This is a genomic window from Rhodococcus sp. DN22 (assembly GCF_036669995.1).
In the GTDB taxonomy this organism is placed as follows: Bacteria; Actinomycetota; Actinomycetes; order Mycobacteriales; family Mycobacteriaceae; genus Rhodococcus_F; species Rhodococcus_F erythropolis.
The window spans coordinates 5,268,172-5,280,042 of record NZ_CP133326.1; the positions used below are offsets into that span (position 1 = coordinate 5,268,172).

An 11,871-nucleotide genomic window follows, 5' to 3' on the forward strand; every position below is an offset into this window, starting at 1 on the left:
ATGTCGTCGGTAGTCGTCCAGCGAGCTGACGAACGTGCGCATCTCAACTACGGCTGGCTCACGGCGCGTCACAGTTTCCCCTTCGCCGGAAACTTCGATCACGCCGCGTACGCGCACGGACTTCTGTTGGTGAACAACGACGACATCATCGAAGCCGACTACGGTTTCGACACTCATCAGCACCGCGACACCGAGATCGTGACGTGGGTGCTCAGCGGATCTCTGGTTCACCAGGATTCCGCTGGGCACTCCGGAGTCATCCATCGCGGACTCGCGCAGAGAATGAGCGCCGGTACCGGAATCCTGCACTCCGAGCGCAACGATCGCTTCCGGGCCGACGGCTCACGTGTCACCGAGCCCGTTCACCTCGTCCAGATGTGGATACCCCCGGACGAATCCGGAGTGACTCCGAGCTATCAGGAACTCGACATCAACTCCGAACTCGACGGCGGTGGCCTGATCACCCTGGCGTCGGGGATGCCCGCGCATCGCGACCACAGCGCGATCAGCTTGCACAACAAACATGCGGCACTGCATGTTGCTCGCCTCGAGACCGGTGGGTCGGTATCTCTCCCGGATGCGCCGTACGTGCACGGCTTCATCGCCGGTGGCACTGTCGACGTCGAGGGAGTCGGATTGCTCGGTCCGGGAGATTCGTTGCGACTCAAGGATACTGGCGGTCAACGAGTCGAGGGAATCGGCGATGCGGAGATACTCGTGTGGGAGATGCACGCGTCGACGAACTGACGACACCACCGAGTACGCCCAATGTTCGGACTACACAGCAGGTTCGTCGTAGGGTGGACGCCGGTAGTGGCGGATCCCGATTGTGGTGGATCCCGGTGGTACAGAAGGAGGAGCCATGGCATCTGGTCGAGCACAGGCCCCACGGACGACACCGCACATCGATGTGCACCGCTCCGGCGATCGCTTGAAATCCCGCGTCTCCTGGCTGGATTCGAAACATTCGTTCTCGTTCGGACAGCACTACGATCCGGACAACACTCATCACGGATTGCTGCTCGTCAACAACGACGACACCGTACTGGCGGGAACCGGTTTCGACACCCATCCGCACAAGGACATGGAAATCGTGACCTGGGTGCTTCGCGGTTCGCTCGTGCACCAGGATTCCATCGGCCACACCGGCGTCATCTATCCGGGACTCGCCCAGCGCATGAGCGCCGGTACCGGAATCATGCACAGTGAGAAGAACGATTCGTGGCGTATCGGCGGCGAACAGCATTCCGACCCCGTGCATTTCATTCAGATGTGGGTGGTACCGGACGAAGGTGGACTGACCCCCGGTTACGAACAGCTCGAGATCGACGACGAACTGCTGCGCGGCGGTCTGATCCCGGTTGCCTCCGGGATGGAGCGCTACAAGGATCATTCGGCGATTCGCATCAACAACAAGAACGCCGCCATGCATGTCGCACGCATTCTGCCGGGCACCTCCGTGAATCTTCCGGGCGCACGGTTCCTGCACGTCTTCGTCGCGCAGGGCACTGCCGAGATGGAGGGCGTCGGCACACTGTACGAGGGCGATGCTGTCCGGTTGAGCGATTCGGGTGGCCAGCAGCTGACCTCCGACGCCGGGGCCGAAGTCCTCGTCTGGGAGATGCATTCACGTATCGGTGGTTGAGACCCGGTCTCGGCAGGACTCGGCGCGCTGGAGATACTCGACGGATGAGCATCGACAACTCCGCCGCGCCCGTCAAGAAGCTTGACCCACTCAACACATTGATGGGTGTGCGCGCCGTTTCGGTCGAGCCCGGGGACCTGGCCTTCGCGCAGGCCGTCGGCAAGCGATTCCACGATCACCGTGGCAAGACCGTGCTCGGTTCCATCGGAGTCATGATCGACGGTGCCATGGGTGGCGCGGTGTACTCGGGACTGACCTCGGGCCATCAGTCCGTGCTCGCGCAGGTCACGGTCAGTGCGGGCGCCGACATCCCCGACGTCGCGGACGTCGGTGCCACCGGAACACTCGTGCATCTCGACGACGGCGTCGGACTCGCATCCGGGCAACTTCGCGACGAGAACGGCACCCTTCTGGCAGTGATGGCCGGTCGCGCCATGGTGGTCTCGCGTCCCCCCGTCGTGGGAATCGACGACTACGTGGAGGGCGAGCCGCTGCCCGTCCCGACGCCGGAGAAGACAAGCAACCTGAGCGGGTTGTCCGGGTCCGACGTCGTCGAAGGAATCCGCGACGGCAAACTCGAACGCGGTCCACTCGCCGGTCTCCTCGATCTTGCTGTCGTCGACGTGACCCCGGGTTCCGTCGTCGGTGAGTTCGCACCCGTGGCCTGGATGGCCAACCCGTTGGGCGCCGTTCAGGGCGGTGTCCTCATCTCGGCAGTCGACGCCATCACTGGCCTGTCTGCCCAGACCCTGACCCGCGTCGACCAGGACTATCGCGTCCTCGACCACAAGATCGACTTCCTGCGCTCACCCGACATCGGCGGGCCGGTCTTGCGCGCCGAGGCCTCCGTGATTCGTGCCGGGCGCAGGCTCGCGCTGATCGAAACTCGCATCGTCGACGCCGGCGGACAGGTCTATGTGCGGGCCACTTCGAGCATTCAGATGCTCTCCCAGCAAGTTCACAGCGGATAACCAGTTCCGCACCAGGTCGCCCGTCCACCATTGAGACAACAGCCCACACAATGGAGGTACAGCGGCGTGAACAAAGACATCGAAGCGAGCAGGCTGCGCGTGAGCCGTCGGCGGGCTCTCGCCCTCGGCGGAACCATCAGTCTCGGCGGGCTCATCGCAGCGTGCTCCGGCAACAGTGGCACCGCCACGACGACTTCGGCTGCGGCTGCGTCGACGACAACCACTTCCGGCACTTCCGCAGCGGCCACGTCCGGCGACGCTGTCACCGCACTTCTGGCCAAAGCACCGCAGTGTGTCATGAGCAAGGAAGAGACGCAGGGTCCCTACTGGTTCGACGTCGACTCCATTCGCGGCGACATCCGCGAGGACCGTCCGGGCACCACGCTGCAGGTTGCGATGCGCGTGCAGGACAACAGCCAGTGCAACGTCGACGGCAGCATCGGCGTGGTCAGTAACGCCGTCGTCGAGATCTGGCACTGCGACGCCGGCGGCGTGTACTCCGGCTTCGAATCCGGTTCGCTGAGCGCCAACGGCGGCGGCGGTGGCGGCGGAACTCCCCCGGCCGGCGGGATGGGTGAACCTCCGTCAGGTGCACCCGGAGGCGGAATGGGCGGTGGCATGGGAGGGTCCGGTGAGACCTCCGACGGTTCGTACAGCGTCGGCGACACCGAAGCCACCACCACCGACGACGGCACCTATCTGCGCGGGGCGCAGACCACCGATGCAAACGGCATCGCACAGTTCACCACGATCTTCCCCGGCTGGTACATGGGCCGCACCACCCACATCCACGTCAAGGTTCACATCGACAAGAAGACGGTCCTCACGTCGCAGACCTTCTTCGACGAGACCCTTCTCGACGAGGTGTACTCGCAGTCCCCGTACAGCGAGCACACCGGTCGTGAGAACAACACGAACAACGCCAGTGACGGCATCTACGACGACACCGGCCTCATGACCGTCGAAAAGCAGTCGGACGGGTCCTACCTCGCCGTCATCAACCTGGGTATCGACGCCTGAGGTAGGAGCCCGGTCAGCTGCCGACGTATGCCGCGAGGTGCTTTCCGGTGAGGGTGGAGCCGTCGGCGACGAGCTCCTCGGGAGTGCCCTCGAAGACGATCCGACCGCCGTCGTGACCCGCACCAGGGCCGAGGTCGATGATCCAGTCTGCGTGTGCCATCACCGCTTGGTGGTGCTCGATCACGATGACTGACTTGCCGGAATCGACCAGTCGATCGAGCAGGCCGAGCAACTGCTCGACGTCGGCCAGGTGCAGTCCGGTGGTCGGCTCGTCGAGGACGTACACGCCGCCCTTCTCACCCAGGTGGGTTGCCAGCTTGATGCGCTGACGCTCACCGCCCGACAGCGTCGTCAACGGCTGGCCGATCGTGAGGTATCCGAGCCCCACGTCGACCAGTCGGACGAGGATCTTGTGCGCAGCGAGGGTCTTGGCCTCACCGTCGCCGAAGAACTCCTCGGCCTCGGCCACCGACATCGTGAGAACCTCGTTGATGTCCTTGCCACCGAATTTGTATTCGAGTACCTCGGCTTGGAAGCGCTTGCCCTCGCACTCCTCGCAGCGAGTGGCAACGCCGGCCATCATCGCCAGGTCGCTGTAGATGACGCCGTTGCCGTTGCACGTCGGGCAGGCGCCCTCGGAGTTGGCACTGAAGAGCGCCGGCTTCACGCCGTTGGCCTTGGCGAATGCCTTGCGAATCGGGTCGAGCAGCCCCGTGTACGTCGCCGGGTTGCTCCGACGCGAGCCGCGGATCGCGCTCTGATCGACCGACACCACGTCTTCGCGTTTCGCGAGCGAGCCGTGGATCAGCGAACTCTTGCCCGACCCGGCGACACCGGTGACCACGACCAGGACGCCGAGCGGTACGTCGACGTCGACGTCCTGCAGGTTGTGTGAGTTCGCTCCACGAATCTCGATTGCTCCGGTGGACTCGCGAACGGTCTCCTTGATTGCGGCCCGGTCGTCGAAGTGACGGCCGGTGACGGTGTCGCTGGCACGCAAACCGTCGACGGTGCCCTCGAAGCAGACGTTTCCGCCGGCGCTACCCGCACCCGGACCGAGGTCGACGATGTGATCGGCGATCACGATCGTCTCCGGCTTGTGCTCGACCACGAGCACGGTGTTGCCCTTGTCCCGCAGGCGCAGCAGTAGGTCGTTCATCCTCGCGATGTCGTGCGGATGCAGGCCGGTGGTGGGCTCGTCGAAAACATACGTGATGTCGGTGAGCGAGGAACCCAGGTGACGAATCATCTTGGTGCGCTGAGCTTCACCGCCGGAGAGGGTTCCCGACGGCCGATCGAGACTGAGGTAGCCGAGTCCGATCTCCACGAACGAGTCGAGCGTTTCACCGAGCGTCGTGAGCAACGGCGCGACCGAAGGCTCCTTCAGTCCGCTGACCCATTCCGCGAGATCGCTGATCTGCATCGAGCAGGCGTCGGCGATGTTGACGCCCTTGATCTTCGACGACCGCGCCCCCTCGCTCAGTCGCGTCCCGTCGCATTCGGGGCAGGTGGTGAACGTGATCGCCCGCTCGACGAAAGCCCGGATGTGGGGCTGCATCGCGTCGACGTCCTTGGCCAGGAACGACTTCTGAATCTGCGGAATCAGACCCGTGTACGTCAGGTTGATGCCTTCGACCTTGATCTTGGTCGGCTCTTTGTAGAGCAGATCGTTCAGTTCCTTCTTGGTGTACTTCTTGATCGGCTTGTCGGGATCGAAGAAACCGCAGCCGCGGTAGATCCGGCCGTACCAACCCTCCATGCTGTAGCCGGGGACCGTGATCGCACTCTCGTTGAGCGACTTGGTGTCGTCGTACAACGCGGTCAGATCGAAATCGTTGACCGCCCCTCGTCCCTCACACCGCGGACACATGCCGCCGGTGATCTTGAAGCTGCGACGCTCTTTCGTCTGACGTCCGCCGCGTTCCATCGTGACCGCGCCTGCTCCGGAGATCGAGGCCACGTTGAACGAAAACGCCTGAGGCGAACCGATGTGAGGCTTTCCGAGACGGCTGAACAGGATGCGGAGCATCGCGTTGGCGTCGGTGGCGGTTCCGACGGTCGAGCGCGGGTCGACTCCCATCCGCTGCTGATCGACGATGATCGCGGTGGTCAGGCCGTCGAGAACATCGACGTCCGGCCGCGCGAGCGTCGGCATGAATCCTTGAACGAAAGCGCTGTAGGTCTCGTTGATCATCCGCTGCGATTCCGCGGCGATCGTACTGAACACCAGCGAACTCTTCCCCGAACCGGAGACGCCGGTGAATACCGTCAGCCTCCGCTTCGGGATCTCGACACTGATGTCTTCGAGGTTGTTCACCCGCGCGCCTTGCACGCGGATCAAATCGTGGCTGTCTGCGGTGTGCAAGGCAGTCATCGTGTCTCCATCTGTCAGTCGATCGCCGACGGTCTCAGCGCAGTTGACGGGCTCAGCGCAGTTCTTGAATACGGATCAGGTTTCCCGCTGGGTCCCGGACGGCGCAATCGCGAACGCCGTACGGCTGCTCGGTCGGTTCCTGGACGACGTCGATGTCGCCGGCCTGAAGCCGCTCGAACGTGTCGTCCAGATCTTTGGTGGCCAGGAGAAGTCCGCCGTAGGTGCCCTTGGCCATCATCTCGATGATGGTGCGGCGCTCCTCGTCGGTGATTCCGGGATCGACGGCCGGCGGATGCAGCACGATGGAGGTGCCGGGCTGGCCGGGCGGCCCCACCGTGATCCAACGCATCCCGTCGTAGCCGACGTCGTTGCGAACCTCGAAGCCGAGCGTGTCGCGATAGAAGTTCAGGGCGGCTTCAGGGTCGTCCTGCGGAAGGAAACTCGAGTGAATGGTGATGTCCATGGCGATCACGTTAATTGCGGCTGCGCGGTCTGCGCTTCTCGATTCCTGATCGGTCTGGTGACTTGTTTGGACACGCAGGACGGCATTCCTGCTGTCGACTGCTCGGCCTCGCGCCGATAGACACTGGGCGGAACCCCCACCAATTCGGTGAACTTGCTGCTGAAAGTGCCGAGAGAGCTGCAACCGACCTCGAAGCAGACGTCCGTGACACTGAGGTCTCCGCGCCGCAGTAACGCCATCGCTCGCTCGATTCGCCTGGTCATCAGGTAGGCGTACGGCGGTTCTCCGTATGCCTGACGGAATTGGCGACTGAGATGCCCCGCAGACATGTTCACTCCCCGCGCGAGCGCCTCCACGTCCAGAGGCCGCGCGTACTCCCGGTCGATACGGTCTCGCACACGTCGTAGTCGCGCGAGGTCCTGCAGGTGCGGATCTGCGGCAGGTCTGCTGGTCACGTATTCGATCGTGCCATGCCATACCGACGTTGCCCAGCACAAGAGATGAACTCGGCGTGGAGCGATCGCGCACACACCGAGCAGTTCGTCATGATCGTGTAAGGATGGAGAAATGACCACGGCTCATCGCTCAGGCATCGACCTCACCCACCTCGACGGCGACACACGGGCGCAGGACGATCTGTTCGTCCACGTCAACGGAAAATGGCTCGCCGAATACGAGATTCCGGCAGACCGCGCAGTCGACGGGGCCTTCCGGACGCTCTACGACAAGGCCGAAGAAGACGTACAGACCATCATCACCGAAGCCGCGGAGTCCAACTCGGCCGCCGGTACCGATGCACAGCGCATCGGCGACCTGTACTCGAGCTTCATGGACGCCGACGCCGTGGAGGCCGCAGGCCTCGGCCCCATCGACGACGAGCTCGACGCCGTCGCCGATGCGCCGGACCGGTCGTCGCTGGCCACCGTGATCGGACGCCACCAGCGCGTCGGCGTCGGCGGTGCCATCTCGCATTACGTCGACACCGATGCCAAGAACTCCGAGCGGTACCTGATCCACTTCAGCCAGTCGGGAATCAGCCTCCCCGACGAGTCGTACTACCGCGAGGACAACTACGCGGAGATCCGCGAGAAGTACGTCGCGCACATCGACAAGATGTTCACCCTGGCCGGCGTCGGGTACGACGCCCAGCGTGTGTTCGAACTCGAGAAGAAGATCGCGGCCGGGCACTGGGACGTCGTCAAGCGTCGTGACGCAGATTTGAGTTACAACCTGGTGGGCTTCGAGGAACTGACCGAGCAGAACCCCGGTTTGGACTGGGCGGCCTGGCTGTCCGGTCTCGGCGCCGATTCGGAGAAGTTCGCCGAGATCGTGGTCCGCCAGCCCGAATTCCTGCACACCTTCACCGCACTCTGGGCGTCGGAGTCACTGGACGACTGGAAGGCATGGGCGGCGTGGAAGGTGCTTCATGCCCGCTCCCCTTACCTGCATTCGGCCCTGGTCGACTTGACTTTCGCTTTCTACGGCACCACACTGTCCGGGACCGAAGAGAACCGTGAGCGCTGGAAGCGCGGGGTAAGCCTGGTCCAGGATCTGCTCGGCGAGGCCGTCGGCAAGCTCTACGTCGATCGACACTTCCCCGCAGAGGCGAAGACCCGCATGCTGGAACTGGTCGCAAACCTGCAGGAGGCGTACCGCCGCAACATCTCCGACCTCGAGTGGATGAGCCCGCAGACTCGTGAGGCTGCATTGGCCAAGCTCGAGAAGTTCACCCCGAAGATCGGTTACCCCGACAAGTGGCGCGACTACGCCGGACTCGAGATCTCGGCAACCGACCTGGTGGGCAACTACCGTCGCGGATACGCCGCCGAGTACGACCGTGACCTGGCCAAGCTGGGCGGCCCCGTCGACCGTGACGAGTGGTTCATGACGCCGCAGACCGTCAACGCCTACTACAACCCGGGCATGAACGAAATCGTCTTCCCCGCAGCCATTCTCCAGCCGCCGTTCTTCGACGCGGCAGCCGACGACGCTGCCAACTACGGCGGCATCGGCGCCGTCATCGGCCACGAGATCGGTCACGGGTTCGACGATCAGGGCGCCAAGTACGACGGCGACGGCAACATGGTCGACTGGTGGACCGACGAGGACCGCAGCGAATTCGGCAAGCGCACAAAGGCTCTCATCGAGCAGTACAACGAGTTCGAGCCCAAGGAACTGCCGGGCCACCACGTCAACGGCGAGTTCACGATCGGCGAGAACATCGGCGACCTCGGCGGCCTGTCGATCGCGATCGCGGCGTACAAGATCGCGACCGAGGGTATCGAACCTCCGGTCATCGACGGACTCACCGGCTTGCAGCGCGTGTTCTTCGGGTGGGCGCAGGTATGGCGCACGAAGGCCCGTGAGGCCGAAGCGCTTCGCCGTCTGGCCGTCGACCCGCACTCGCCGCCGGAGTTCCGGTGCAACGGCGTCGTCCGCAACCTCGACACGTTCCACGAGGAGTTCGACGTCAAGCCCGGTGACGCACTGTATTTGGAGCCGGAGAAGCGTGTGAAGATCTGGTAGCAGGGGCAAGCCCCTGTGCGCGCTCGAGGACCCCCTGGACTCCCTGAGCGCGCACGGGGCCGAAGGCCTACCGGGCGTACATGATCACCCCGACGCCGACCAGACAGATCAGCGCACCGGCGATGTCGAAACGATCCGGGCGGAATCCGTCCATCACCACCGCCCACAGCAGTGAACCTGCGACGAAGATCCCGCCGTACGCGGCGAGGATGCGCCCGAAGTTCGCATCGGGTTGCATGGTGGCGACCAGACCGTAGAGGCCGAGCGAGATGACGCCGAGCCCCACCCAGATCCATCCCTTGTGCTCGCGAATTCCCTGCCACACCAACCACGCGCCCCCGATTTCGAGCAGCGCGGCGAGTACGAACAGCAACAGCGAACGTGCGACGGTCATGCCGCACACAGTATCGCTACAGACGTACTCCGGTCTCCGCGGAAAAGAAGTACACCTCGCCGGCCTTGGGCAGCAGATGAAGCGACTCCCCCGGTGCCACCGACATCTTCCGGTCGACGCGAATGACGATTCGACCGGATCGGCTCTGCCACTGCGAATCCGGGGCACCCTTTGCATAGACGAACGATTCGGCTCCCAACTCTTCGAGCAGATCGGCATCCACGGCCAGCGAGCCCTTTCGCCACGCTCCCACCAGATCCCACGATTCCGGGCGCACTCCCACGACGACCCGCTCCCGCTCGGACGCCCCGGTGGGCAGCGGAATCCGCAGATCACCGAGCACTGCGACGGTTCCCTCGACCGGCGCTTCGATCAGGTTCATGCCGGGCGATCCGATGAAGGCGGCCACAAAGGTGTTGACGGGGTTGTCGTAGAGTTCGCGCGGCTTCGCCACCTGCTGCAAGCGACCGTCCAGCATCACCGCCACTCGGTCCCCCATCGTCATCGCCTCGACCTGATCGTGGGTGACGTAGACCGTCGTGGTGCCGAGTCGACGCTGTAGGGCGGCGATCTGCGACCGTGTGCTGACGCGCAGTTTGGCGTCCAGATTACTGAGTGGTTCGTCCATGCAGAACACCTTGGGATGGCGAACGATGGCTCTACCCATGGCAACTCGCTGACGTTGCCCGCCCGACAGCTTTGCCGGTTTCCGTCCGAGCAAGGGTTCGAGTTCGAGCATCCGCGCGGCCTCGAGTACCCGCTCCCGGCGCTCCGTCTTTCCCACTCCGGCATTCTGGAGCGCGAAGCCCATGTTCTGCTCGACGGTCATGTTCGGGTACAGCGCGTAACTCTGAAACACCATGGCGACGTCACGTGCTCGCGGAGCGAGGTGCGTGACGTCCGTGCCGCCGATCTCGATCCGACCGTCCGACGCGGACTCGAGACCGGCGAGCATTCGCAGGCTGGTGGACTTACCGCAACCGGAAGGTCCTACGAGTACCAGGAACTCACCGTCGGCGATGTCGAGGTCGAGACGGTCGACTGCCGGTCGATCGGTTCCTTCGTAGCGGTGCGTGACTCCCGCGAATTGCACGTTGGCCATGAGTGTTCTCTCCTACTACTTCGGCAGCTTGGGGGTGATCTGCCGGTCGATGATCTGCTGCAACTGCGTGGCAACGCCGGCGAATGTCGATGCGACGTCGGCCTTCTGGAGAGCGATCTGCTCGAGTCCGGTGCCGATGATCTGATCCCCACCCGGGACGAACACGCGTGCGTAGTCCTGCGAGCGCGTACGCGAGAGCTGATCCACAGCGGTACGGGAGTTGGGGTTCGCGTCGAGGAACGCCTTCATGCTCGGCTCCGAGGTTGCCGACTTGCGGACCGGCATGTAGCCGACGTTCTGCGAGAAGTACGCCGTGTTCTCACCATTGGTGATGAAGTCGATGAACTTGAGCGCGTTCTTCTTACGCTGATCGGAGATCTTGGACGGGATGGCAAGCCCGGCACCGCCGGTGGGGCAACCGGGAGTTCCGTCCACTGCCGGGAGGAAAGCGGTGCCGAAGTCGAAGTTGGCAGTCTTCTTGATGCCGGACAGATCGCCCGTCGACGCGATGGTCGACGCCAGAATGCCGGTACCGAATTCGTTTGCGATGTCAGTGGAGACCGCGGCGTACTTCTTGTCGTGAATCATGCTGGAGAGGAACTGCCCTGCGGCAATGGTCTTCTCGTTGTCGAGCTGCAGATTCCACTGGTCGGAGTACGAGCCGCCGAACGTCCAGATTGGGCCTTCGTAGGTCCAGCCGAGGTAATCCTTCGCGTTGCCCCACCCGTGTGCCAACTTGCCGTTGCCCACGACCTTCTGCAGCTCGGGTCCCCACTCGTCGAACTCCTGCCATGTCGCCGGCCCACGGTCGGGAAGACCTGCCTGCGACCAGACCGCCTTGTTGTAGTAGAACAACGGCGTCGACCGCGCGTAGGGAAGCGCATAGTGCTTGCCCTGGAACAGGTAGTCGGCGAGCAGTGAATCGACGTAGTCGGCCGAGTCGACCCCCACCTCGGAGAAGAGTCCGTCGAGCGGCTCGATTGCCCCGGCCAGTGCATAGTTGAACCACCAGACATCCGACAGCACAACCACATCGGGCACATCTCCACCGGAGAGGGCAGCGTTGAACTTCTGTGCCACCTCTTCGTAGTTCTTGCCGCCGTCCACCAAGTTGACCTTCAGGTCCGGGTACTTGGTCTGGAAGCGGTTGATCAGTTCCTTCTCCACGTCGGTGGACTTACCCGGATGGTTCGACCAGAAGGTGATGGTGTTGGAATCACCCGACGCACCGGATGTTCCCGCAGCATCAGCGCTCGACCCGCCGGATCCCGCGCACGCGGTCAGTGCGGCGCCGGCGGCGATTGCACCGCCGAGGCTCAAGAATCCGCGCCTGTTCATGTTTGCCATTACTGCTCCTCGAGAAAGAAATGTGACGG

At 63.6% G+C, this 11,871-nt stretch carries 11 protein-coding genes; 5 read left to right on the plus strand and 6 right to left on the minus strand.

What is annotated here, in order from left to right; genetic code table 11:
• The 4 genes from RA302_RS24130 to RA302_RS24145 all read left to right on the plus strand — a co-directional run bounded on the left by RA302_RS24130 (position 1) and on the right by RA302_RS24145 (position 3,636).
• Entirely contained in the window at positions 1 to 747 is a 747-nt protein-coding gene (locus RA302_RS24130) for a pirin family protein (RefSeq protein WP_003939960.1), read from the plus strand.
• Positions 748 to 862: 115 nt separating this feature from the next.
• Positions 863 to 1,645 carry a pirin-like bicupin family protein gene (locus RA302_RS24135; protein WP_003940511.1) on the plus strand — a complete coding sequence of 261 codons (783 nt, stop codon included), beginning with the start codon at positions 863 to 865 and terminating at the stop codon, positions 1,643 to 1,645.
• Positions 1,646 to 1,689: 44 nt separating this feature from the next.
• Complete coding sequence (locus tag RA302_RS24140) at positions 1,690 to 2,616, plus strand: hotdog fold thioesterase (RefSeq protein ID WP_030535183.1); 927 nt, start codon at positions 1,690 to 1,692, stop codon at positions 2,614 to 2,616.
• A gap of 66 nt (positions 2,617 to 2,682) precedes the next feature.
• Positions 2,683 to 3,636 carry an intradiol ring-cleavage dioxygenase gene (locus tag RA302_RS24145; protein WP_030535182.1) on the plus strand — a complete coding sequence of 318 codons (954 nt, stop codon included), beginning with the start codon at positions 2,683 to 2,685 and terminating at the stop codon, positions 3,634 to 3,636.
• 13 nt (positions 3,637 to 3,649) lie between these two features.
• Here the strand turns inward: RA302_RS24145 and RA302_RS24150 are convergent, their stop codons facing one another.
• Genes RA302_RS24150 through RA302_RS24160 form a run of 3 tightly spaced genes read right to left on the minus strand, consistent with a single transcriptional unit; the run spans position 3,650 to position 6,928 of the window.
• Positions 3,650 to 6,010 (minus strand): excinuclease ABC subunit UvrA, encoded by a 2,361-nt coding sequence (locus tag RA302_RS24150; protein ID WP_030535181.1) that lies wholly within the window; start codon positions 6,008 to 6,010, stop codon positions 3,650 to 3,652.
• 52 nt (positions 6,011 to 6,062) lie between these two features.
• On the minus strand, positions 6,063 to 6,473 hold the full coding sequence (locus RA302_RS24155) for a VOC family protein (protein WP_003940539.1): 411 nt from the start codon (positions 6,471 to 6,473) through the stop codon (positions 6,063 to 6,065).
• 5 nt (positions 6,474 to 6,478) lie between these two features.
• The gene (locus RA302_RS24160; protein ID WP_030535180.1) at positions 6,479 to 6,928 is read right to left on the minus strand and encodes a helix-turn-helix transcriptional regulator; all 450 of its coding nucleotides are present in this window, start codon (positions 6,926 to 6,928) and stop codon (positions 6,479 to 6,481) included.
• Between the two features lie 112 nt (positions 6,929 to 7,040).
• Between RA302_RS24160 and RA302_RS24165 the strand changes: the two genes are divergently transcribed.
• Positions 7,041 to 8,999 (plus strand): M13 family metallopeptidase, encoded by a 1,959-nt coding sequence (locus RA302_RS24165; RefSeq protein WP_030535179.1) that lies wholly within the window; start codon positions 7,041 to 7,043, stop codon positions 8,997 to 8,999.
• A 67-nt stretch (positions 9,000 to 9,066) separates the two neighbouring features.
• On the opposite strand, the gene RA302_RS24170 is transcribed toward RA302_RS24165, so the two are convergent.
• The 3 genes from RA302_RS24170 to RA302_RS24180 are packed head-to-tail and all read right to left on the minus strand — an operon-like array spanning position 9,067 to position 11,842.
• Complete coding sequence (locus tag RA302_RS24170) at positions 9,067 to 9,393, minus strand: YnfA family protein (protein WP_003940244.1); 327 nt, start codon at positions 9,391 to 9,393, stop codon at positions 9,067 to 9,069.
• Between the two features lie 16 nt (positions 9,394 to 9,409).
• The gene (gene ugpC, locus RA302_RS24175; protein ID WP_007731405.1) at positions 9,410 to 10,495 is read right to left on the minus strand and encodes a sn-glycerol-3-phosphate ABC transporter ATP-binding protein UgpC; all 1,086 of its coding nucleotides are present in this window, start codon (positions 10,493 to 10,495) and stop codon (positions 9,410 to 9,412) included.
• A 15-nt stretch (positions 10,496 to 10,510) separates the two neighbouring features.
• The gene (locus RA302_RS24180) at positions 10,511 to 11,842 is read right to left on the minus strand and encodes an ABC transporter substrate-binding protein (RefSeq protein ID WP_003940485.1); all 1,332 of its coding nucleotides are present in this window, start codon (positions 11,840 to 11,842) and stop codon (positions 10,511 to 10,513) included.
• Positions 11,843 to 11,871 lie beyond the last annotated feature (29 nt).

Bases quoted from the DNA above. Each gene is read 5' to 3' on its own strand.
- RA302_RS24165 (WP_030535179.1), top strand. From the start codon at position 7,041: ATGACCACGGCTCATCGCTCAGGCATCGACCTCACCCACCTCGACGGC.
- RA302_RS24135 (WP_003940511.1), top strand. From the start codon at position 863: ATGGCATCTGGTCGAGCACAGGCCCCACGGACGACACCGCACATCGAT.
- RA302_RS24170 (WP_003940244.1), bottom strand. From the start codon at position 9,393: ATGACCGTCGCACGTTCGCTGTTGCTGTTCGTACTCGCCGCGCTGCTC.
- ugpC (WP_007731405.1), bottom strand. From the start codon at position 10,495: ATGGCCAACGTGCAATTCGCGGGAGTCACGCACCGCTACGAAGGAACC.
- RA302_RS24150 (WP_030535181.1), bottom strand. From the start codon at position 6,010: ATGACTGCCTTGCACACCGCAGACAGCCACGATTTGATCCGCGTGCAA.
- RA302_RS24130 (WP_003939960.1), top strand. From the start codon at position 1: ATGTCGTCGGTAGTCGTCCAGCGAGCTGACGAACGTGCGCATCTCAAC.
- RA302_RS24180 (WP_003940485.1), bottom strand. From the start codon at position 11,842: ATGGCAAACATGAACAGGCGCGGATTCTTGAGCCTCGGCGGTGCAATC.
- RA302_RS24155 (WP_003940539.1), bottom strand. From the start codon at position 6,473: ATGGACATCACCATTCACTCGAGTTTCCTTCCGCAGGACGACCCTGAA.
- RA302_RS24140 (WP_030535183.1), top strand. From the start codon at position 1,690: ATGAGCATCGACAACTCCGCCGCGCCCGTCAAGAAGCTTGACCCACTC.